Source organism: Cellulosimicrobium composti, assembly GCF_010287905.1.
GTDB lineage: Bacteria > Actinomycetota > Actinomycetes > Actinomycetales > Cellulomonadaceae > Cellulosimicrobium > Cellulosimicrobium composti.
On the sequence record NZ_JAAFAN010000067.1, the window covers coordinates 1 to 20,901 of the forward strand.

General features: G+C 76.6%; 20 protein-coding genes. 12 read left to right on the top strand and 8 right to left on the bottom strand.

Features of this window, described 5'->3' with window-relative positions; genetic code table 11:
* Positions 1 to 181 precede the first annotated feature (181 nt).
* The 4 genes from GYH36_RS20390 to GYH36_RS16040 all read left to right on the top strand — a co-directional run bounded on the left by GYH36_RS20390 (position 182) and on the right by GYH36_RS16040 (position 3,176).
* Positions 182 to 1,162, top strand: coding sequence for a diacylglycerol/lipid kinase family protein (locus GYH36_RS20390; RefSeq protein ID WP_162290362.1), 981 nt, complete (start codon positions 182 to 184; stop codon positions 1,160 to 1,162).
* Between the two features lie 69 nt (positions 1,163 to 1,231).
* Entirely contained in the window at positions 1,232 to 1,624 is a 393-nt protein-coding gene (locus tag GYH36_RS16030; protein ID WP_162290363.1) for a hypothetical protein, read from the top strand.
* A 14-nt stretch (positions 1,625 to 1,638) separates the two neighbouring features.
* Complete coding sequence (locus GYH36_RS16035; protein WP_312028677.1) at positions 1,639 to 2,433, top strand: UdgX family uracil-DNA binding protein; 795 nt, start codon at positions 1,639 to 1,641, stop codon at positions 2,431 to 2,433.
* Positions 2,430 to 3,176 (top strand): YqjF family protein, encoded by a 747-nt coding sequence (locus GYH36_RS16040; protein WP_162290365.1) that lies wholly within the window; start codon positions 2,430 to 2,432, stop codon positions 3,174 to 3,176. Before GYH36_RS16035 ends, GYH36_RS16040 begins: the two co-directional genes overlap by 4 nt.
* A 27-nt stretch (positions 3,177 to 3,203) precedes the next feature.
* Here the strand turns inward: GYH36_RS16040 and GYH36_RS16045 are convergent, their stop codons facing one another.
* The 4 genes from GYH36_RS16045 to GYH36_RS16060 form a co-directional block, all read right to left on the bottom strand.
* Positions 3,204 to 3,863: a response regulator gene (locus tag GYH36_RS16045; protein ID WP_162290366.1), complete on the bottom strand. Its 660-nt coding sequence runs from the start codon at positions 3,861 to 3,863 to the stop codon at positions 3,204 to 3,206.
* On the bottom strand, positions 3,860 to 5,164 hold the full coding sequence (locus GYH36_RS20395; protein ID WP_162290367.1) for a sensor histidine kinase: 1,305 nt from the start codon (positions 5,162 to 5,164) through the stop codon (positions 3,860 to 3,862). Before GYH36_RS20395 ends, GYH36_RS16045 begins: the two co-directional genes overlap by 4 nt.
* Positions 5,165 to 5,257: 93 nt before the next feature.
* A complete protein-coding gene (locus tag GYH36_RS16055) occupies positions 5,258 to 6,151 on the bottom strand; it encodes a hypothetical protein (protein ID WP_162290368.1) in 894 nt (297 codons plus the stop codon).
* Positions 6,151 to 6,864 carry an ABC transporter ATP-binding protein gene (locus GYH36_RS16060; protein ID WP_162290369.1) on the bottom strand — a complete coding sequence of 238 codons (714 nt, stop codon included), beginning with the start codon at positions 6,862 to 6,864 and terminating at the stop codon, positions 6,151 to 6,153. Before GYH36_RS16060 ends, GYH36_RS16055 begins: the two co-directional genes overlap by 1 nt.
* A gap of 292 nt (positions 6,865 to 7,156) precedes the next feature.
* On the opposite strand from GYH36_RS16060, the gene GYH36_RS16065 reads away from it, so the two are divergent.
* Together GYH36_RS16065 and GYH36_RS16070 are read left to right on the top strand one after the other, a co-directional pair.
* Positions 7,157 to 7,957 (top strand): peptidoglycan-binding domain-containing protein, encoded by an 801-nt coding sequence (locus tag GYH36_RS16065; RefSeq protein ID WP_162290370.1) that lies wholly within the window; start codon positions 7,157 to 7,159, stop codon positions 7,955 to 7,957.
* A gap of 68 nt (positions 7,958 to 8,025) precedes the next feature.
* On the top strand, positions 8,026 to 8,688 hold the full coding sequence (locus tag GYH36_RS16070; protein WP_115941844.1) for a TetR/AcrR family transcriptional regulator: 663 nt from the start codon (positions 8,026 to 8,028) through the stop codon (positions 8,686 to 8,688).
* A 53-nt stretch (positions 8,689 to 8,741) separates the two neighbouring features.
* Here GYH36_RS16070 and GYH36_RS20400 read toward each other — a convergent pair whose 3' ends face one another.
* From GYH36_RS20400 to GYH36_RS16085, 3 genes are all read right to left on the bottom strand, one after another.
* Positions 8,742 to 9,581: a septum formation family protein gene (locus tag GYH36_RS20400; RefSeq protein WP_312028678.1), complete on the bottom strand. Its 840-nt coding sequence runs from the start codon at positions 9,579 to 9,581 to the stop codon at positions 8,742 to 8,744.
* The gene (locus GYH36_RS20120) at positions 9,578 to 10,099 is read right to left on the bottom strand and encodes a DUF4190 domain-containing protein (protein WP_162290371.1); all 522 of its coding nucleotides are present in this window, start codon (positions 10,097 to 10,099) and stop codon (positions 9,578 to 9,580) included. Before GYH36_RS20120 ends, GYH36_RS20400 begins: the two co-directional genes overlap by 4 nt.
* Before the next feature lie 76 nt (positions 10,100 to 10,175).
* Positions 10,176 to 10,961 (bottom strand): exodeoxyribonuclease III, encoded by a 786-nt coding sequence (locus tag GYH36_RS16085; protein ID WP_115943501.1) that lies wholly within the window; start codon positions 10,959 to 10,961, stop codon positions 10,176 to 10,178.
* 50 nt (positions 10,962 to 11,011) lie between these two features.
* Between GYH36_RS16085 and GYH36_RS16090 the strand changes: the two genes are divergently transcribed.
* The 3 genes from GYH36_RS16090 (at position 11,012) to GYH36_RS16100 (ending at position 17,026) form a co-directional block, all read left to right on the top strand.
* Positions 11,012 to 11,776 (top strand): SDR family NAD(P)-dependent oxidoreductase, encoded by a 765-nt coding sequence (locus GYH36_RS16090; protein ID WP_162290372.1) that lies wholly within the window; start codon positions 11,012 to 11,014, stop codon positions 11,774 to 11,776.
* A gap of 34 nt (positions 11,777 to 11,810) precedes the next feature.
* Entirely contained in the window at positions 11,811 to 12,386 is a 576-nt protein-coding gene (gene pyrE, locus GYH36_RS16095) for an orotate phosphoribosyltransferase (protein WP_115943502.1), read from the top strand.
* Between the two features lie 170 nt (positions 12,387 to 12,556).
* A complete protein-coding gene (locus GYH36_RS16100) occupies positions 12,557 to 17,026 on the top strand; it encodes an HtaA domain-containing protein (protein WP_162290373.1) in 4,470 nt (1,489 codons plus the stop codon).
* 69 nt (positions 17,027 to 17,095) lie between these two features.
* Here the strand turns inward: GYH36_RS16100 and GYH36_RS16105 are convergent, their stop codons facing one another.
* Positions 17,096 to 17,836, bottom strand: coding sequence for an HAD-IIA family hydrolase (locus GYH36_RS16105; protein WP_051471372.1), 741 nt, complete (start codon positions 17,834 to 17,836; stop codon positions 17,096 to 17,098).
* Positions 17,837 to 17,936: 100 nt separating this feature from the next.
* Here GYH36_RS16105 and GYH36_RS16110 point away from each other — a divergent pair, with 100 nt between their 5' ends.
* The 3 genes from GYH36_RS16110 (at position 17,937) to fbaA (ending at position 20,778) form a co-directional block, all read left to right on the top strand.
* Complete coding sequence (locus tag GYH36_RS16110) at positions 17,937 to 18,929, top strand: DUF368 domain-containing protein (protein WP_231492767.1); 993 nt, start codon at positions 17,937 to 17,939, stop codon at positions 18,927 to 18,929.
* Positions 18,930 to 18,931: 2 nt separating this feature from the next.
* The gene (locus tag GYH36_RS16115) at positions 18,932 to 19,645 is read left to right on the top strand and encodes a TrmH family RNA methyltransferase (protein ID WP_312028679.1); all 714 of its coding nucleotides are present in this window, start codon (positions 18,932 to 18,934) and stop codon (positions 19,643 to 19,645) included.
* Between the two features lie 110 nt (positions 19,646 to 19,755).
* The gene (fbaA, locus tag GYH36_RS16120) at positions 19,756 to 20,778 is read left to right on the top strand and encodes a class II fructose-bisphosphate aldolase (RefSeq protein WP_024839096.1); all 1,023 of its coding nucleotides are present in this window, start codon (positions 19,756 to 19,758) and stop codon (positions 20,776 to 20,778) included.
* Positions 20,779 to 20,901: the final 123 nt, after the last annotated feature.

Consider the following 20,901-nt stretch of genomic DNA (forward strand, 5'->3'; position numbering starts at 1 on the left):
GCGGCCCCCCCCCCCCCCGCGGCCGGGGGCCCCCCCCTCCCCCCCGCGCCCCCCACGCCCTGCCGCCGGGGCGCGGGGCGGGGGGGGCGGGGGCGGGGCGGGCCCCGGCCCGCCCCGGCCCCGCGTCCGATCCCGGCGCCACCGCTGAGCGGCGACGGCCGGGCCGGGACATACTCGGTCCGTGCCGACCGACGAGACGACCGACCCCGAGACCGCCGCGCAGCAGCGGCCCGACGACGCCCCCCGCCGTTCGGCGGTGATCGTCAACCCGAACCGCGTCGAGGGCCTCGACGCGCTGCGCGACCTCATCCGCGAGCGCCTCGCCGAGGCGGGGTGGCCCGAGCCCGCGTGGCTCGAGACGACCGCGGAGGACCCGGGCACGGGTCAGGCGCGTCAGGCGGTCGAGGACGGCGCCGAGGTCGTGTTCGTGAGCGGCGGCGACGGGACGGTCCGGGCCGTGGTCGAGGGCCTCGCCGGGACCGACGCGGCGCTCGCGATCCTTCCCGGCGGCACGGGCAACCTCCTCGCCGCCAACCTCGGCGTCCCGACGGACGCCGAGGAGGGCGTCCGTCTCGTGCTCCGCGGCGGGCGCCGCACGATCGACGTCGGCGTCGCGGACGGGCAGACGTTCGCGATCATGGCAGGGATGGGCCTCGACGCCGCGATGATGGAGGACGCCCCGACCGCCCTCAAGGCGAAGGCCGGGTCGGTCGCGTACGTGTTCTCCGCGCTCAAGCACCTCGCGGACGACGAGATGCACGTGGAGGTCACGGTCGACGGGCAGACCCGGCGCCGGCGTGCGCGCACGGTGGTCGTCGGGAACGTGGGGCGCCTCGGGGCAGGGACGAACCTGCTGCCGGACGCCGAGCCCGACAACGGGCAGCTCGAGGTCGCGGTCATCGCGCCCCGGAACCTCAAGCACTGGTTCCAGCTCCTGTGGGGCGTCGTGCGCGGCAAGAGCCGCGTGCCGAGCCGGGAGGTCGTGCGCGGCCGCGAGGTCTCCGTCGTCTCCGACCGCCCCCAGCCCCGCCAGCTCGACGGCGACGTCGTCGATCCGTCGGAGCGGCTCGACGTGAGCGTGCGCTCCCGCGCGCTCCACGTCTGCGTGTACCCGCCGGAGGAGTCCGAGGACCTCACCACCGGTGCACCCACGGGCGACTGAGCCGACCGGCGGACGGCGGGCCGGTGGACGCCGCTGTCGCGGCGGGGCCGCGTCCGCGAGGATGAGCGCATGAGCGCTCCTGAGACCGGCCCCGCGACCTGGTCGTCGCCCGCCCCGCCCGCGTCCGCCCCCTCGGCCCCCGCGGCGCGCCGCTCGCCGCTCGCCGTCGTCGCGTTCGTCGCGGGTGTGGCGACCGCGCTCGTCAGCGCGCTGTTCACGCTCGCCGTCCCGCTGGTCCTCTCGACGTCCGGGTTCTCGTACGGCGCGCTGGGCGCGCTGCAGCTCGTGAACGGCGTCCTGGGCAGCGCTCTCGCGATCACCGCCGTCGTCACGGGGTCCGTCGCGCTCGTGCGGCGCCAGCCGGGCGCGGCGCTCGCGGGTGCGGGGACGGCGCTCGGTGCGTCGACGCTCCTCGGGGTCGTGCTCGGTCTGGTGCAGGGCGGGCTCTACCAGCTGTTCTGAGCCGACGGGCCGTCGTGCGACGTGCGAGGTCGTCGGCGGCGGCGCACCGTGGGCCCATGAGCCCACGACGACCCGCGCCCGACCGCCCGGGCGCGCAGGAGTGGCTCCCGCGCGACGCCGCGGACGTCGACGCGCTCGCGCGCGCGGCGCACGCGTGCCGAGGGTGCGAGCTCTGGGCCGACGCGACGCAGGTCGTGTTCTCCCGCGGGCCGCAGGACGCGCCGCTCGTGCTCGTCGGCGAGCAGCCGGGGGACCACGAGGACCGTGAGGGCGAGCCCTTCGTCGGGCCGGCGGGCCGCCTCCTCGACGACGCGCTGGACGCCGCGGGGCTGCCGGCCGAGGGCGTCTACCTGACGAACGCCGTCAAGCACTTCCGGTTCGAGAAGCGCGGCGCGCGGCGGCTGCACAAGACCCCGGACGTCGCGCACGTCCGCGCGTGCCTGCCGTGGCTCGCGGCCGAGGTCGCCGCCGTCGCGCCGCGCGTCGTCGTCGCGCTGGGCGCGACCGCGGGACGCGCCGTGCTCGGGCGCCCCGTGCGCGTGACCGCAGAGCGGGGTCGCGTCCTCGACCTCGACGACGCCGAGGCCGCGTCGCCGTTCGCCGGGGGAGCGCCCGACGACGGCACGTCGTCGGGCGCGTCCGACGACGGTCGCCCGCCCCGGCCGGTGCACGCACCGCGCGTCGTGCTCACCACCCACCCGTCCGCGCTGCTGCGCGTGCGCGACCGCGGTGAGCGGGACGCGGCGTTCGCCGCGCTCGTCGACGACCTCCGGCTCGCGGGCGGTGCGGCCGCCGCCCGCAGCACGTGAGCGCGCGCCTCGTGGTCTCCGCCCAGCAGTGGGAGGACCTGACGTTCCTGCACTGGCCGGTCGAGCCGGGTCTCGTGCAGCGGTGGCTGCCGCCCGGCCTCGTCGTCCAGACGGTCGGCGGCGCGACGTGGGTGGGCGTCGTGCCGTTCCTCATGGCGGACGTGCGCGTCCCCCCGCTGCCCGCGCTCGGCGGGTGGTCCCGGTTCGCGGAGCTGAACGTCCGGGTCTACGTCCGCGACCGCGCCGGGACGGAGGGCGTGTGGTTCGGGGGACTGTGGGCGACCCGACGCGCGTTCGTCGCGGCCGCGCGGGCCGCCGGCGTGCCCTACCACCCGGCCGCCGGGGTCGTCGAGGCCGACGGTCCGGACGTGGTGCGCTACCGGTTCCGTGCCACGGGACGCCGCGGCCCGTTCCGCGTCGCGCACGAGCACCCGGCGCTGACGGGCGGTCGCCTGACCGCCGTCGTGCGCGCCCACGAGGAGGTCGACGCGACGTCGGGGCTCGCGTCGTGGCTCACGGCGCGCTGGAGCGGGTACGGGTTCCGCGCGGGGCGACCGTGGCGGTTCCCCGTCGCGCACGAGCCGTGGACGCTGCGGCGCGGCACGCTCGACGTCCTGGAGACGGACCTGCCCGAGCGCCTCGGGCTGCCCGGCGGCGAGCCGCCGCTCGTGCACGTCGCCGCGCCGGTCGCGGCGCGGTTCGCCGTCCCACGACCGGTCCCTCCGACCGCACCCGGCCGCTGACCGGGCGCGCCGACCGACGTACCCGGGTCAGCCCGCCGGGTCCACGACGCCGTGCCGGAACGCCCACACGACGAGCTGCACGCGGTCGCGGGTGCCGGTCTTCGTCATGGCACGGCTCAGGTGCGACTTCACGGTGCTCGGCTCGAGGAACAGGGCCGTCGCGATCTCCGCGTTCGACGAGCCGCGGCACAGCAGGCCCACGATGTCGAGCTCGCGCGGCGTGAGGAGCGCGGCCGCGTCGTCGTCGCGCGCGACGGGGGCCCGGCGGCGCGCGAGCTCGTCGATGACGCGGCGCGTGAGGGACTGGTCGAGGAGGCCGTCCCCGGCCGCGACGCGCCGCACCGCGTCGACCAGCACTTCCGGCTCCGCGTCCTTGAGCAGGAACCCGCTCGCGCCCGCCTCCAGGGCGCCGAACACGTAGTCGTCGAGGTCGAACGTGCTCACCACGAGCACGGGTACCGGGTCGGCGACGTCGGGGCCGGCGAGCGCCCGCGTCGCCGTGATGCCGTCGCCGCCCGGCATGCGCACGTCCATGCACACGACGTCGGGCCGCTCGCGGCGCGCGACGCGCACGGCGTCGGCTCCGTTCGACGCCTCGCCCACCACCTCGAGGCCCTCGCTCTCGAGGATCACGGTGAAGCCGGCGCGGACGACGGCCTGGTCGTCCACGAGCACGACGCGGGTCATGAGGCCTCCTGGGGGCGGGGGTCGCGCGCGGTCGCGCGCGGGACGGACAGGCGGACGACCCATGCGCCGTCGGGAGCGCGCCGCGCGTCGAGCGTGCCGCCGAGGACGGCCGCCCGCTCGCGCATGCCGACGAGCCCGTGACCGGGCGCCGACCCCGGGTCCGGCACGGTGCCGGCCGCGGGGTTGCGCACGGTGAGGACGACGTCGGCGTCCGACCACGCGAACCGCACGTCGACGGGGCGGCCGGGTGCGTGCCGCCGCGCGTTCGCGAGCGCCTCCTGCAGCACGCGGTACACGGCGATCTGCGCGCTCGGGGTCGGGTCCCACGGCGTGCCCTCGGTGCGGACGGTCACGGTCGTGCCCGCCGCGCGGGCCGTGTCGAGGAGCGCGGGGACCTCGGCGAGCGTGGGCTGCGGCGCCTCGCGCTCGGAGGCCGCGTCGTCGTCGCGCCCGCGCAGGATCCCCACCACGAGCCGCAGGTCGTCGAGCGTCCGGCGGCCCTGCGCGCGGATCCAGCGCACCGACTCCTTGGCGCGCTCCGGGTCGGCGTCGACGAGGCGCTCGGCGGCCGACGCCTGGACGACGATGCCCGAGAGGTGGTGCGCCGCGACGTCGTGCAGCTCGCGCGCCATGCGTGCGCGCTCCTCGAGGACCGCCTGCGCGGCGAGGGCCTCGCGCTCGCGCTCGGCGCGCCGCACCCGGTCGCGCAGCTCGGCGACGAGCTCGCGCCGCGTCGCGACGTACGTGCCGACGAGCGCGGCCCCGACGAACGTGAGCAGCGCCGAGACGAGCGAGCCGCCCACCTGGAGCGCGTGCTGGGCGGGCCCGGCGCCGCTCGGGACGGCGAACCCGCCGAGCGCGAAGACGAGCACGACCTGCGCGAGCGCGGCCACCGCCGGGCCGGCGAGGCGCAGCCGGCGCGGCGCGTACGCACCGGCCGAGTACGCCGCGACGAGCGTCGCGGGAGCCTGGAACCCGACGTACGGGGGGAGCAGGGCGGTGATCGCGACCTGCGCCACGACCGTGAGGGCGAGGCACGCGAGCGGCGCGCGGCGCCGGAGCACGAGAGCCCCGGCCTGGGCGACGACCAGCGCGAGGACCGCCGCGCGCACGCCCGGCGTGAGGACCGCCTCGCCGGGCCCGGCGCCGAACGTCGCGCCGACGTCCGTCGCGAGGACGCGCTCGATGCCGAGGAACAGCGCGACGGTCGCCGCCGCGACGACGGCGGCGAGCACGGCGTCGCGGCCGGTCGCCGTCCGCACGCCCGCGCGGTCGAGCAGGCGGCGCAGGGCCTCGGTCACGGGCTCCTCCTGGCGGTGCGTGGTCGCGGGCCCGCCCACCCTAAGGTGCGCGGGCCCGCGAGGTCGGACGAGGTCGGACGAGGTCGGACGAGATCAGACGAGGTCGCGGCGCCGGAACGTCACGGACCCGCTGCCGAGCACCACGACGACCCACGCCGTGAGCCCGGCGAGCGCGGCGAGCGTCCCGAGCGGTGCCGCGCCCCCGAGCAGCGCCGCCCCCGACTGGCCGGTCGACGCGAGCGCGCCGAGCCCGAGCGGCAGCCACTCCGCCGCGGCGGACTCGCCGCCGGACAGGAGCGTCACCGCGCCGCGGACGACGGGCTCGGCGAGCGCGAGAGCCGCGACCGTCACGACGGCGGCGACCTGGCCGCGCACGAGCGTGCCGATCCCCAGGCCGAGCCAGGCGAGGAGGACGAGCACCACGAGGCCGCGTGCCCAGATCCCGAGGACGTCGCCGGGCCCGAGCGCGAGGGTCGCCCCGGGCGTCGTGACGATCGCGACGAGCAGGCCCAGGGCGCCCAGGAGCGCGAGGACCACGCCGACGCCGAGCGCGACCGTCGCCGTCGCACCGGCCTTGGCGGCCAGGACGCGCAGCCGCGACGGCTGGACGAGCGCGGTCGGCACGATGCCGCCCGTGCGGAAGTCGGTCGTCACGGCGAGCACGCCGAGCAGGAGCATGCACACCGTCGCGACGCCGACCGACCCGGAGCCGCTGAGCCCGTTGCCCAGCAGGTCGAGCGTCGCGCGCTGGTACGCGGGCTGGGTGACGTCGGTGAGGGCGCCGAGGTCGGGCGTGAGCTCGGCCGCGAGCTCGGGCGACGCCTGGAGCCCCACGGTCGTGCCGCCGCCGAGCGCCTCGGTGCCGCGCAGGATCGTCGGGAGCAGGAGGGTGAACGCCTGGACGACGAGCATCCCGGCGACGGCGACGGCCGCGACGACCCACGCCGCGCGGGTCGTGCGGAGCTTGAGCATCTCGGCGCGGTACATCAGCGCACCCCTTCGGTCGTGGCGGTCAGGTCCAGGTAGAAGTCCTCGAGGGACTCCCCGCGCAGCAGGTCGTCGAGCGGCCCGTCGGCGACGACGCGCCCCTGCCCGACGACGACGAGGTCGTCCGCGACCTGGCGCACCTCGGACAGCACGTGGCTCGCGAGGAGCACGGTGCCGCCGTCGTCGGCGAACGCGCGCACGAGGTCGCGCAGCCACCTCATCCCGGCCGGGTCGAGCCCGTTGGCGGGCTCGTCGAGCACGAGCACCTCCGGGTCCCCGAGCAGGGCCGCCGCGATACCGAGGCGCTGCCGCATGCCCAGGGAGTAGGTGCGGACGCGGCGGTCCGCGGCGGGCGTCATGCCGACGAGGGCGAGCACCTCGTCGACGCGCCGCGCCGGGACGCGCCCCGCGGCGGCGAGCACGCGCAGGTGGTCGCGGCCCGTGCGGCCGGGGTGCAGGCCGCCCGCGTCGAGCAGCGCGCCGACCGTGCGGGCCGGGTGCGGCAGGTCCGTGAACGCGCGGCCGTCGAACGTGGCGGAGCCCGCGGTCGGGGCCGCGAGCCCGAGCAGCACGTGGAGCGTCGTCGTCTTGCCCGCGCCGTTGGGCCCGAGCAGCCCGGCGACGCGGCCCGGCGCGGCGGTGAACGTCACGTCGTGCACGGCGTCGAACGCCCCGTACGTCTTGCGCAGCCCGGAGACGTGGATGGTGGTCATGCCGGTCCCTTCCTCGGCGTCCCGCACGGGCCTCCCGTGCGGTGCCCCACCAGGCTGTCGCGCGGGCCCCGCCCGGGTCTTGAGGCGCGGGGAGGAACCTGCGTTGCGACCTCCGGGGGAACTGGCGCCCGTCCGGCCTGGACCAGGGGCGCGACGGCGTGCGTCGTCGCAGGTGAGCGGCTCGGGCGTGACACGGCGCGGGGGGATGGGGCAGGGTGGACGTCCACCAGAACGACCCGCCGCCCGTGCGACCCCTCCGTGCGGCGGCTCCGACCGCCCGGAAGGAGGCGACGTGCGCCGACGCCACGACCGAACCAGCACCACCGCGAGCGACCGCGTCGCCCCGCCCGCGCGTCGCGCGGCCACGCCCTGGGTGTCGGTCGCCGCGGGCGCCGGGGCCGTGACGCTCGTCGTCGCCGTGGCCGGCATGGTCGGCGCCGCGACGGGCGGCGGCGAGGCGGTCGTCGTGGCCGACGTCGAGGGTGGTGGCGCGGTCGTCGAGGCCGGCGTCCCCGCGGTCACGCCGCGGCCCGACGAGCCCCGCCCCGAGGTGACGCGCATCCCGCCGCCCGACGAGCGCACGGACGACGCGGCCGACGACGAGCGCCCGGCTCCCGCGCCGCGCCCCTCGTCGGGTGCGACGACCGGTCCGGACGCCGAGCCGACCGCGCCGCGCGGATCCGGCGCGGCGCCGAGCCCGACGACGCCGGCCGCCCCGACCACGGAGGCCCCCGCGCCGCAGCCGACGGACGAGGCGCCGGCCGAGGAGCCCGACCCGGCGTCCGTCTCCTGGGTCCAGGAACGGCTCCGCGCGCACGGCGCGGACGTCGAGGTCACGGGGACGTGGGACGACGCGACCGTCGCGGCGCTGCGCGCGTTCCAGCAGGAGCACGGGCTCTCCGGCGACGGCTCGGTGACCGCGGCCACGGCCGAGGCGCTCGCGGCCGCTCCGGGGAGCGTCGGGGGCGCGGGCGAGAGCGGCCCGGCCGATCCCACGCCGACCCCGTCCGACGACCGCACCGCCGGGACCTCGCCCCGCCCGACGCCCAGCGGCAGCGAGCCGGCGGGGGAGACCGCGGCGCCGACGTCCTGACGGTCGGGCGTGGACCGCCGCCACGGTCGGTAGGGTGGCCAGCCGTCGGACGACGAAGGAGCGGGACCATGACCAGCGTGGCGATCGGTGCAGGCCCCGGGAACGACGAGGAGGGGCGTGCCGCGGCGTCCGACCCCGGGCGCGGCTACGCGAAGGGGCGCGCCAAGCGCGAGGAGATCCTGCAGGCCGCGATGGTCCTGTTCGGCGAGGTCGGGTACCACGCCGCCTCGCTGCGCGAGATCGCGGCCCGCGTCGGGATGTCCCACCCCGGGCTGCTGCACCACTTCCCGACGAAGGCCGCGCTGCTCGAGGCCGTCCTCGCCTACCGCGACGCGGTCGACACCGCGGACCTCGACGACGACCTGGCCCGCGGCACCGACTTCTTCGACGCGCTCGTGAGCCTCGCCGAGCGCAACGCGCGCCGGCGGCACATCGTCGAGCTGTTCACGGCACTGGTCGCCGAGGCCACGTCGCCCGACCACCCCGCGCACGCGCACTTCGTGCGCCGGTACGAGGCGGCCGTCGCGCGGACGGGCGCACGCCTCGCCGAGCGGGCGCGCGCGGGGGAGCTGCGCGAGGGCGTCGACCCGTACGCGGCCGCGCGCCAGATCGTCGCGCTCATGGACGGCCTCCAGGTCCAGTGGCTCCTGTCCCTCGACCGGCCCGAGAGCGAGCAGGTCGACATGGCGGCCGACCTGCGCGCGTACCTGCGGCTCGTCCTCGCCGACTGAGCCGCGTCCCGACCGGCCCTCCCCTCAGGCAGGACGGCGGTCCCCGGCGGGTATCAGCCCAGCAGGTCTGCCGGGAGCGGGTCCGCGCTCGACGCGAGGCACAGCCCGGTCCGGTCGCCGGCCCGCCAGGACGCCTCGGTCGGCGACCACACGACGAGCTCGACGTCCTCGGGGGCGTCGGGACCGAGCACGTCGGCCGTGCACACGCGCGCGACGCGGCGGTCGACGGCCGCCTGCCCCGGCCACGTCTCGTCGGCGCCGAGGTCGGTGCGTGCGACGACCTGCGCACGGTGCTCGTCCGCGCACGGGACGGCCCGCACGCGCGTGACCTCGCCGTCGGGCGGGAGCTCGTCGAGGCACGTGCCCAGCACGAGCTGGACCGCGCTCACCGTCCGCGGTGCCTCGACGTCGCCCGCGAGGGGCGTGCGCGCCTGCTCGCCCTGCCACCACAGGAGCGCGCCCGCAGCCCAGGCCACGGTCACCGCCGCGCCGACGACCATCCCGGCGACGGCGAGGCAGCGACCGCGCGTCCCGCGGGACCGGGTGCGCGAGAGCGCGGCGGCGCCGAGCCCGACGCCCACGGGCCCGAGCACGACCCCGGCGGGCACGCTCGCGACCGCGAGCGGCTCGACGCGCGCCGCCGGCGGCTGCCATCCCTGCGCGTAGTAGGTCTCCGGGGCGAAGCCCGGGACCGCGCCGGGCGGGGGCACCTCGCCGCCGGGAGCCGGCGTCGCGCGGGGCGCAGGGGTCGCGGGGGGTGCGCTCCCGGGCGGGACGTCGGGGCCCGGCGACGCGGGGGTGGCGGCGCCCGGCGGGGGCGGCACGGGCGGGCGCGGTGCGGACGGTGCGGGTCCGCCGGGCGGGGCGAAGAGGTCGTCGTCGGCCACGGTCACGGCTCGCTCAGGGTCGCGCCGACCACGACGAGCATCGCGAACGCGGTGCCCACCGCGCCCACGACGATGCCCGCGACGGCGAAGCCGCGGCCCCGCGTCCCGTCGCGCATCACCTGGTTGAGCGCGACGATCCCGAGCACGAGCCCGACGATCGCGGGGAAGCCCGCGCACAGCACGAGGCTCGCGATCGAGACGATCATCGACGCGAGCGCGAGCCCGTTGCTCCGGGGCGGCGGCGTGTACGGCGCCCCGTAGGCCGGGGGGTAGGCCCCGTACGCCGGCTGCGGCGGGTACCCGGGGGCGCCGTACCCCTGCGGCGTCCCGTAGCCCACCCCCGGCGCCGACCCGTAGCCGCCGCCCGCGCCGGAGGGCGCGACGAACCCGCCCGGGTCCGGCGTCGGGGCGGCGTCGGTCGGCGGGTTGTACGGGGTCAGCGGCGGCTGCTGCGGACGCACCGGGGCGTAAGGGTCCACGGGCTCGTCGGGTGACCCGTACGGCGGGACGGGTGGCGTCGTCATGGACACACCGTAGCGAGACGGGCGCCCTCCCCGGGTCAGCCGCTCACCGGCCCGGGAAGGCCGCGGGGCCGCGCGCTCAGTCCGCGAGGTCGACGACGACGGGCACGTGGTCGGACGCGCCCTTGCCCTTGCGCTCGTCCCGGTCGATCGCCACGCCCGTGACCCGCGCGCGGGCCGCGGGGGAGAGGTACGCGAAGTCGATCCGCATGCCCTGGTTCCGCGGGAACCGCAGCCGCTGGTAGTCCCAGTACGTGTACGTGTGCTCGGCGGGGATCGCCTCGCGCGTGACCTCGGTGTACCCCGCGGCGCCGAACGCGGCGAACGCGTCGCGCTCGGCGGGCGTCACGTGCGTCTTCCCCGCGAAGTACGCGACGTCCCACACGTCCGTGTCGAGCGGGGCGACGTTCCAGTCGCCGACGAGCGCCACCTGCGCCCCCGGGTCGTCCGCGAGCCAGCCCGCGGCGCGCTCGCGCAGCTCGTCGAGCCAGCGCAGCTTGTACGTGTAGTGCGGGTCGCCGACCTCCCGGCCGTGCGGCACGTACAGGCTCCACACGCGCACCCCGCCGCACGTCGCGCCGAGGGCGCGCGCCTCGACCTGCTCGCCGAAGGCGGGCTGGCCCGGGAAGGACGTCTCGACGTCGGCCAGACCCACCCGGGAGACGACGGCGACGCCGTTCCACTGGTTCACCCCGACGTGCGCGACCTCGTACCCCGCCGCCTCGAACGGCGCGACGGGGAACTGCGCGTCCGCGCACTTGGTCTCCTGGAGCGCGAGGACGTCGGTCCCCGTCCGCTCGAGGAAGGCGATCGCCCGGTCGACCCGGGCGCGGACGGAGTTGATGTTCCAGGTCGCGAGGCGCACGCGCCCCACCGTACCGACGTCGGCGCGCCACGGGCCCGTAGGCTGTGGCCATGGCGACAGCACTCATCACCGGCGCGAGCGCCGGCCTGGGCCTGGAGTTCGCGTGGCAGCTCGCGACGGCGCGGCACGACCTCGTGCTCGTCGCGCGCGACGAGGCGCGGCTCGAAGAGGTCGCCGGGCAGATCCGGGCCGCGGCCGGCGTCCGGGTGCAGGTGCTGCGCGCCGACCTCTCGGTGCCCGAGGACGTCGCGCGCGTCGCGGAGCGGCTCGCCTCGACCGGCGGGCCCGACGAGCGCCCGGTCGGCCTGCTCGTCAACAACGCGGGCTTCGCGACGCACCAGCACTTCGTCGGCGGCGACCTCGACGTCGAGCTCCGCGCGCTCGACGTCATGGTCCGCGCCGTCATGGTGCTCTCGCACGCGGCCGCGGGCCAGATGACCGCGCGCGGGCGTGGCGCGATCCTCAACGTCGCGTCCGTCGCGGCGCTCACCGCGGGCGGCACGTACGCGGCCGCGAAGGCGTGGGTGCGCTCGTTCACCGAGGGTCTCGCCGTCGAGCTGCACGGGACCGGCGTCACCGCGACCGTCCTGTGCCCGGGCTTCACGCACACCGAGTTCCACGACCGCGCCGGGATCGACAAGTCCACGCTGCCCGACGTCGCGTGGCTCGACGCCGACCGCGTCGTCGCCGCGGCGCTCGCGGACGTGCGCCGGGGCGTCGTCATCTCGACGCCCTCGGTGCGCTACCGCGTCGCCTCGGCCGCGCTGCGCGCGATGCCGCGCTCGGCCGTGCGCGCGATCGGCAAGTACCGGTAGGAGCCCGCTGCCCGGCGGACTACCCTTGGCCGTCGTGACCACGGATCTCTCCTCGACGCCCCGCGAGCAGCTGCTCGACCTCATCCGCGAGCTCGCCGTCGTGCACGGCCGCGTGACGCTCTCCTCGGGCAAGGAGGCCGACTACTACGTCGACCTCCGGCGCGTGACGCTGCACCACCGCGCTGCGCCGCTCATCGGTCACCAGCTCCTCGACCTCCTCGAGGAGCGCGGGCTCGGCACCGCGGAGATCGACGCCGTCGGCGGGCTGACGCTCGGCGCCGACCCGATCGCGACCGCCCTCCTGCACGCCGCGGCGTCGCGCGGGCAGGACCTCGACGCGTTCGTCGTGCGCAAGGCGGCGAAGGCGCACGGGATGCAGCGGCAGATCGAGGGCCCGGACGTCGCGGGCCGGACGGTCGTGGTCGTCGAGGACACGACGACGACGGGCGGGTCTCCCCTCACGGCGATCGAGGCCGTGCGCGCCGCGGGCGGGACGGTCGCCGGGGTCGCGACGATCGTGGACCGCGCGACGGGCGCGGGCGAGAAGATCGAGGCGCTCGGCGTGCCGTACCACTACCTCTTCAGCCTCGAGGACCTCGGCCTTGCCTGACCGGAGCACGCGCAGGTCGACGGACGAGGCGCGCGTCACAAATCAATAGGTCAGGCTTACCTTGCTTTGGTGAGGCGAGCCTTATATCGTCCGGGGCGACGGAGCGTCGTCACGCTCCGCGTCGCGGTCCCGCTCTTCCGGGACCCGCCCGGACCAGCACGGGAGACCTAGTGCGCACTTCCCCGCAGGGGCGCGTCCGCCGCGCCCTCGCCTCGTTCCTCGCCGCGGCGCTCGCCGCCGGCGTCACCGTCGCGGGGGCAGGCGCCCCCGCGCAGGCCGCCGCGGCCGACCTCCAGGACGGCTCGGCCACCTGGAACCTCGTCGACTCGTGGACCTCGTACGTCACGGGTCCGATCGCCCAGGGCACGGTCACGCCGGCCCTCCAGGGCGGGCGTTCCGTGTACGGGTCGGTGTCCGGCAGCTACGACGACGCGTCCGGCACCGGCACCGTGCGACTCGGAGGCTCCACGCGCTACGAGGGCCACCACGGCGCGCTCGACGTGACGCTGTCCGACGTCCGCCTCGAGCTCACGGGCCCCGGGACGGGCGCCGTGTACGCGGACTTCGCGGGCACCGTGAACCCGGGTGCCGGGAACGACGTCAAGGTCGCCGACGTCGCCGTCTCCACGACGCGCGACGGCGACGAGGTCACGTTCGTCGCGGACGGGACCGTCGTGCCCACGATCGGCGACGTCTCGCCGTACTTCGCGTCCTACGCGAACGCGCCGATGTCGACGCTCACCGCGCGCGTCGTCGCGCCCGAGCCGGTCGCCCCGGCCGTCGCGACCTCGACGTCGCTCGCGGTCGCGCCGTCCGGCACGTCGTCCGCCGGCGCGGCGGTGACGCTCACCGCGACCGTCGTCCCGGCGGCCGCCGGCACGGTCGAGTTCCGCGACGGCGGCACCGCGCTCGGCACGGCCGCCGTCACCGACGGCGTGGCGAGCCTGGTCACGACGGCCCTCGCCCCGGGCGCGCACGGGCTGACCGCGGCGTTCGCGCCCGTGGACCCCGCGGCGTTCCTCGCCTCGGCGTCGGCGCCCGTCACGCACACCGTGACCGTGGCCGAGCCCGACCCCGATCCCGAGCCGGTCGCGGACCCGCGGGTGACGGTGTCGCCGTCGGGTGCGGTGGACCCCGCCGTGGAGAACACGTTCACCGTGTCGGGCTCCGGGTTCGTGGGCGCGGGCGCGGCCACCGGCGCGTACGTGCTCGTCGGCGAGAGGTCGCTGTGGGACGGCAGCGGCCCGCTGGTGTCCAGCGGGTGGCTCGTGCAGGCGTGGGTGACGGCGCCGCAGATCGTGGACGGGTCGTTCACGACGACGGTGACGGTCCCGGCGGGCTCGTTCGAGCCGGGCACGGAGTACGTGGTCGCGACGTCCGCGGCGCACCGGCTGTCCGCGACGGACCGGAGCCTGGACACGTTCACGCCGGTCGTCGTGCAGCAGCCCGAGCCGCAGGAGCCGGTCAGCGCGCCGTTCCCGGAGATCGCCGCGCCGGGAACGACGCACGGCACGGTCTCGTGGAAGGTCTCGGACCGCGTCTTCGCCTACTACAACGACAAGCAGGTCACCGGCGGGGTCGCCGCCGACGGCACCTTCGCCTTCCCGGTGACCGAGGTCGTGCGCTCGGCCGGTGGCACCGACCTCGCCCTCTCCGGCGCGGTCCGCCTCACGTGGAAGAACACGTACGCGGGGAACGTGCCGTACTACTGGCTCCAGCTCGCGGACGTCGCCGTGCGCGTCGACGCGAGCGGCCGCGGTGTGCTCTCCGCCGACGTGTCGTGGGACGACCTGTCCGACGCCGCGGACTCGGCCCCCGCGACGCGCCTCGACGTCGCGACCTTCGAGGTCGACCCGGCGGAGCTCGGCAGCGGCCGCGTCCTCGTCACGTCCTCCGCGCAGCAGTACACCGACGCGTTCCTCGCGTACCTCGAGCCGACGGGCCAGCGCGCGCACTTCGTCGCGAGCGGCCCGAGCGACGCCCACGCCGACGCGAAGAAGGCCGCCCCGGTCACGCTCGGCTTCGGCGAGGACGAGGTGCCGGCCTGGGAGCCCGCGATCGAGGTCCTCGCCGCGGACGGCGTCACGCCGCTCGGCGACACGGCGGTCTCGCCGGGCGACACGATCGTCGTGCGCGGCACGGGCTTCGACCCGGCGGCGAACGTCGGCGGTCGCGGCGTGCCGATCCCGGCGACGCTGCCGCAGGGCACGTACGTCGTGTTCGGGAGCTTCGCGGAGCGGTGGCAGCCCTCGACGGGGGCCGCGGCCGGGACCCGCAAGGTCGCGTCGCAGGCGTGGGTGCTCGCCGAGGACGTGCTCGACCAGGTGCCCGCGCAGTACCAGGCGGCGGTCCGGGCGCAGTGGACCCCGCTCGCCGAGGACGGGACGTTCGAGGCGCGCCTCGTCGTGCGGAACCCCGAGGCGCTCGACGGCGGGCGCCCCGGTGTCTACACCTACGGCGCGGGCGGCGTGTCCAACGCGGCGCAGGAGCTCTTCGCCCCCGTCGCCTACGACGCCCCGGCGCCCCTCGCGGTCACGGCCGCGACGACGACCGTCGAGCCCGGCGGTGCGGTCACCCTGCACGTCGAGGGCCTGGTGGACGGCGACGCGGTCGCAGGCGTCACGCTCGGCGGCAAGCCGGCGACGTACACGCGCGACGGGAGCACGCTCGTGCTCTCCGTCCCCGCGGACGCGGCCCTCGGGACGACCTCGGTGGTCGTCACGTCCGAGCTCGGGGTGACGGGGAGCGTCCCGCTCACCGTCGCCGACCCCGCGCCGGGGACGGGGGCACAGCCGACCACGACGCGGCTCACGGCCTCGGCGACGTCGGTCGTCCAGGGCACGGCGGTGACGCTCACCGCGACCGTCGCGCCGCAGGCGGCGGGCACCGTGCGGTTCGCCGCAGGCGGCGCGACCCTCGGCACGGCGGCCGTCTCCGGCGGCACCGCGACGTTCCGGGCGAGCGGGCTCGCCGTGGGGTCGCACGCCGTCACGGCCACGTTCGTCCCGGCGGACGCCGCCGCCCACCAGGGCTCCACGTCCGCGCCCGTGAGCGTCACGGTGACGGCGAGGCCGACGACGCCGACGACGGCGGGCGCCCTCACGTGGGGCGTCAAGGAGTCGTTCCGCAGCTACATCGTGGGCCCCGTCGCGCACGGGGGTGCGACGACGTCCGGCGGCGCGAGCGTCGTCGGCGGCGTGTTCCGCTTCGGCCAGGCCGACGGCGGCACGTGGAGCGCGTCGACGGGCCGCGGCACGGTGCGCTACGCGGGCACGGTCCGCTTCACCGGGCACGACGGCGCGCTCGACATCGCGCTGACGAACCCCGTCGTCGAGATCACGGGCGCGACCACGGGCCGCCTGCTCGTGGACGCGCGCTCGACCGGCCTCGACGGCTCCACGTTCGTCCGCGACGGCGTCGCGGTCGCGACCCTCGCGCTCGGCACGCCGTCGACCGCGGCGGACGGCTCGGTGACGTACCGGGACGCCGGCGCGACGCTCACGGCGGACGGCGCCCTCGCGTTCTCGGGCTTCTACCCGGCGGGCGCGGCGCTCGACCCGGTGACCTTCACCGTCGGGGCGAAGGCGACGACCCCCGGCGGCGGTGGCACGATCGGCACGCCCACGGACGGGTCGGGCGACGGCTCGGTCGACCTGACGCGAGCGACGCTCTCGGTGTCCCAGGCGGCACCCGGCGACGAGGTGACCATCAGCGGCGTCGGGTTCGGCGCGCGCGAGCAGGGGATCCGCACGGAGATCCGCTCCACGCCGCGCACGCTCGCGACCGGCGTGACCGCGAACGCGGGCGGTGCGGCGACGTCGACCGTGACCGTCCCGACGGACCTCGCCCCGGGCGAGCACACGCTCCTGCTGATCGGCGCGGGCCACACCGCGTCCGCCCCGATCACGATCGTCGCGGCGGGCACCGCCGCCGGCGGCGCGGGCTCGTCCGGCGGCGCCGCGGCGGAGCAGTGCTTCGCCCAGGGCGTCAACGGCGCGACCCTCACGTGGGGCGTGAGCGACAGCTTCCGGGCGTACGTCACCGGCCCGATCGCGAAGGGCTCCGTCTCGACGACCGGCGTGCGCGACGGCGGCTCGGCGTTCACGTGGAGCGGCGGCAAGGGGTCGTTCAACACCGACCTCGGCAAGGGGCGCACGAGCTTCGGCGGCACGGTCTCCTTCACCGGTCACGACGGCATCCTCGACCTGCGCGTCAGCAACCCCCGCGTCGTGGTCGACGGCTCGCGCGGCACGCTCGTGGTCGACGTCCGGAGCAGCGACATGGAGGGCACCACGTCCTCGTCGAGCGGGGTCGCGTTCGCGAGCCTCGACCTGTCCGGGAGGAAGTCGGTGTCCGGCTCGACGATCACGTGGAGCGGCGCCCCCGCGACCCTCACGGCCGCCGGGGCCCGGGCGTTCGCCGGGTTCTACGAGGCCGGCACCGCGCTCTCGCCCGTGACGGTCTCCTTCCCGGTCGGCGGCGACGTCGAGTGCGACGCCTACTCGGGCGCGCTCGCCACGACCGGCTCGGACGCGGGGGGCCTGGCGCTCCTCGCCGGGACGCTGCTGCTCACGGGTGCGGCCCTCCTGGCGGTGCGACGCCGCCGGTCGGGTCGTGCACAGGCGGTCGCGACCGCCTGAGCCCGCCCTGCACGACGGCGCCCGGTCACCGCGAGGTGGCCGGGCGCCGTCGTGCGTGCGGTGGGGCCGTCAGACGAGGTCGACGAGGTCGGCGACCGAGTCGACGACCTGGCTCGGCCGGAACGGGTAGCGGTCGACGTCGCCCATCGTCGTCGACCCGGTCATGACGAGGTACGTGTACAGGCCCGCCTCGATGCCCGCGACGACGTCGGTGTCCATGCGGTCGCCGATCATCGCGGTCGTCTCGGAGTGCGCGTCGATGCGGTTGAGCGCGGACCGGAACATCATCGGGTTGGGCTTGCCCACGAAGTACGGCTTGCGGCCCGTCGCGGACGTGATCATCGCGGCGACGGCGCCCGTCGCGGGCAGCGGCCCCTCCTGCGAGGGCCCGGTCGTGTCCGGGTTGGTGCAGATGAACCGCGAGCCGCCGAGGACGAGGCGGATCGCCTTGGTGATCGCCTCGAACGAGTACGTGCGCGTCTCGCCGAGCACCACGTAGTCGGGGTCGGACTCGGTGAGCGTGTACCCCGCCTCGTAGAGCGCCGTCGTGAGCCCGGCCTCGCCGACCGCGTAGGCGCTGCCGCCCGGGATCTGGTCGTGGAGGAACTGGGCCGTCGCGAGCGCGGACGTCCAGATCGACTCCTCGGGCACGTCGATGCCCGACGTCGCGAGGCGCGCGCGCAGGTCGCGCGCGGTGAAGATCGAGTTGTTCGTGAGGATGAGGAACGGGCGCCCCTTGTCGCGCAGGGCGCGCACGAACTCCGGTGCGCCGGGGATGGCGTGGCCCTCGTGGACGAGCACGCCGTCCATGTCGGTCAGCCACGACGCGATGGTCCGCTCGGTCACTCTGCGCTCCTTCTGCCGGGACGGTGCCCGGCCAGCCTACTGGGCCACCGGCTACCCTTCGCGGGTGACGAACACGCCCTCCCCGGAGCACGCCGAGAACGTCGAGCACGAGACGCACGAGGAGCACCCTGCGCACCTCGCGCGCCCGCGCACCTCGTGGCGGTCGGCGCCGCTCTCGGCCGTCCGCGGCGGGCTCGTGGGCGCCGCCGAGTCGGTCCCCGGCATCTCGGGCGGCACCATCGCGCTCGTCGTCGGGCTCTACGACGACCTGATCGACGCCGCCGGCCAGGTGCTGCACGGAGGGCGAGAGCTCGTCTCCGGCCTGGTCCGCCGACGCGGGACCGCGCCCGCCGTCCGGGCGCTCCGCGCCGTGGACTGGCCCCTGATCGTCCCCGTGCTCCTCGGCATGGCGGTGGTGCTGCTGCTGTCGCTGCGCATCGTCGCGCCCCTGCTCGAGTCGCACCCCGTCCCCGTCCGGTCCGTGTTCTTCGGCATGATCGTCGTGTCGGTCGCGGTCCCGCTGCGGCTCATGCCCGGGCGGTTCCGCGCGCTCGACGGGGTGCTGATGGCGCTGGCGGCCGTCGCGGGGTTCCTGCTCACGAGCCTGCCGCCCGGGCAGGTGGACGACCCGTCCCTGTGGTTCGTGTTCCTCGGCGCGGCGGTCGCGATCAACGCCCTCGTGCTCCCCGGCGTCTCGGGTTCGTTCGTCCTGCTCGCCATGGGCCTCTACGTGCCCGTGCAGCAGGCGCTGTCGGACCGGGACCTCGCGTTCGTCGGGGTGTTCGTGCTGGGCGCCGTCGTCGGGCTCGGGTGCTTCGTCAAGGTGCTGCAGTGGCTCCTGCACCACCGGCGGCAGGGCACGATGGCGGTCCTCGCCGGCCTCATGGTCGGCTCCTTGCGCGCGCTGTGGCCGTGGCAGGAGGAGGACGGCACCCTCCTCGCGCCGACGGGGTCCGTCGTCGTCCCGGTCCTGCTCGCGCTCGCGGGGGCGGCCGTCGTGCTCGTCGCGATGGCCTGGGAGGCGCGCGCCGCGCGGCGCACGGCCGGGCGAGCCTGACCGTGGGACGCCCCGTCGACCCCGACGGCGAGCGGGCCGAGGAGCGCGAGGTCGGGGTCGGGCCGTGGCCCGGGGGCCCCGAGGCGTGGCCGCGCGTGCCCGACCCGCAGGGCCCGCCCGGGGCGACCCGGCTCGACCCGCGGTACGACCCCGAGCTGCTCGCGCACGGCGACCGGCGCAACGTCGTCGACGCGTACCGCTACTGGACCGTCGAGGCCGTCGTGGCGGACCTCGACGCGCGCCGCGACCCCGCGCGCTCGCTGCACGTCGCGATCGAGAACTGGGCGCACGACCTCAACATCGGCTCCGTCGTCCGCACCGCGAACGCGTTCAACGCCGCGGGGGTGCACGTCGTGGGGCGCCGCCGGTGGAACCGTCGTGGGGCGATGGTCACCGACCGGTACCTGCACGTGCACCACCACGCGTCCGTCGCGGACCTCGCCGCGTGGGCAGAGAGGCAGGGGCTGCCGCTGCTGGGGGTCGACAACGTGCCCGGCTCGGTGCCCATCGAGGGGTACGCGCTGCCCGCGTCGTGCGTGCTGCTGCTCGGGCAGGAGTCGTCCGGGCTGACCTCCGACGCGCTCGCGGCGTGCCGCGACGTCCTGCACATCACGCAGCACGGCTCGACGCGCTCGATCAACGCCGGCGCCGCGGGCGCGATCGCCCTGCACGCCTGGGCGGCCCGGCACCTGGGGCCGGGACCGGCCTCGGGGTGAGCCCGTGGTCGTCCGGCGACCACAGGTCGAACGGCCCTGACGCCCGCGCTGTCATCCGTGCCAGACTTTGACCCGACAGTCCACCCCGCACGACTCCACAGGAGCTCCGCATGCCCATCGCAACCCCCGAGGTCTACGCCGAGATGATCGACCGGGCGAAGGCAGGCTCGTTCGCCTACCCGGCCGTCAACATCACCTCGTCGCAGACCATCACCGCCGCGCTCCAGGGCTTTGCCGAGGCCGAGTCCGACGGCATCATCCAGGTCTCCGTGGGCGGCGCCGAGTACGGCTCGGGTTCGACGGTCAAGGACCGCATCGCCGGTTCGCTCGCGCTCGCGGCGTACGCGCGCGAGGTCGCGAAGAACTACCCGGTGCAGATCGCGATCCACACCGACCACTGCGTCAAGAAGAACCTCGACTCCTGGGTCCGCCCGCTGCTCGCCATCGAGGCGGAGCAGGTGAAGAACGGCGGCCTGCCGACGTTCCAGTCGCACATGTACGACGGCTCGGACGTCCCGCTGGACGAGAACCTCACCATCGCCGCGGAGCTCCTCGAGCTCTCGCAGGCCGCGCGCACGATCCTCGAGATCGAGGTCGGCGTCGTCGGTGGCGAGGAGGACGGCCACGAGGCCGAGATCAACGAGAAGCTCTACACGACGGTCGAGGACGGTCTCGCGACGGTCGAGGCCCTCGGCACCGGCGAGAAGGGCCGCTACCTCACGGCCCTCACGTTCGGCAACGTGCACGGCGTGTACAAGCCGGGCGCGGTCAAGCTCCGCCCGGAGATCCTCAAGGAGATCCAGGACGCGGTCGGCGCGAAGGTCGGCAAGGCGAACCCGTTCGACCTCGTCTTCCACGGCGGCTCCGGCTCCACGGCCGAGGAGATCTCGGCCGCGGTCGACTACGGCGTCATCAAGATGAACATCGACACGGACACGCAGTACGCGTTCACGCGTCCCGTCGTGGGCCACATGTTCTCGAACTACGACGGCGTCCTGAAGATCGACGGCGAGGTCGGCAACAAGAAGGCGTACGACCCGCGCGCCTGGGGCAAGCTGGCCGAGGCCGGGATGGCCGCGCGCATCGTCGAGGCGTCGCAGCAGCTGCGCTCGGCGGGCAACAAGATCCGCTGACGCCCGCGCACGCCGAGGCGGCCGGTCGGCCGCCTCGGCCCGGGCCCGCCCCCCCCCCCCCGGCGGGGGGGGCGGGGGGGGGGGGGGGGGGGGGGGGCGCGCGCGGGGGGCCCGGGGGGGGGG

What these genes read in the sequence shown, in the direction of transcription:
- GYH36_RS20120 (WP_162290371.1), bottom strand. Translation starts at nt 10,099, where the DNA reads ATGACGACGCCACCCGTCCCGCCGTACGGGTCACCCGACGAGCCCGTG.
- GYH36_RS16060 (WP_162290369.1), bottom strand. Translation starts at nt 6,864, where the DNA reads ATGACCACCATCCACGTCTCCGGGCTGCGCAAGACGTACGGGGCGTTC.
- GYH36_RS16055 (WP_162290368.1), bottom strand. Translation starts at nt 6,151, where the DNA reads ATGTACCGCGCCGAGATGCTCAAGCTCCGCACGACCCGCGCGGCGTGG.
- GYH36_RS16045 (WP_162290366.1), bottom strand. Translation starts at nt 3,863, where the DNA reads ATGACCCGCGTCGTGCTCGTGGACGACCAGGCCGTCGTCCGCGCCGGC.
- GYH36_RS16105 (WP_051471372.1), bottom strand. Translation starts at nt 17,836, where the DNA reads ATGGACGGCGTGCTCGTCCACGAGGGCCACGCCATCCCCGGCGCACCG.
- GYH36_RS16030 (WP_162290363.1), top strand. Translation starts at nt 1,232, where the DNA reads ATGAGCGCTCCTGAGACCGGCCCCGCGACCTGGTCGTCGCCCGCCCCG.
- fbaA (WP_024839096.1), top strand. Translation starts at nt 19,756, where the DNA reads ATGCCCATCGCAACCCCCGAGGTCTACGCCGAGATGATCGACCGGGCG.
- GYH36_RS16070 (WP_115941844.1), top strand. Translation starts at nt 8,026, where the DNA reads ATGACCAGCGTGGCGATCGGTGCAGGCCCCGGGAACGACGAGGAGGGG.
- GYH36_RS16090 (WP_162290372.1), top strand. Translation starts at nt 11,012, where the DNA reads ATGGCGACAGCACTCATCACCGGCGCGAGCGCCGGCCTGGGCCTGGAG.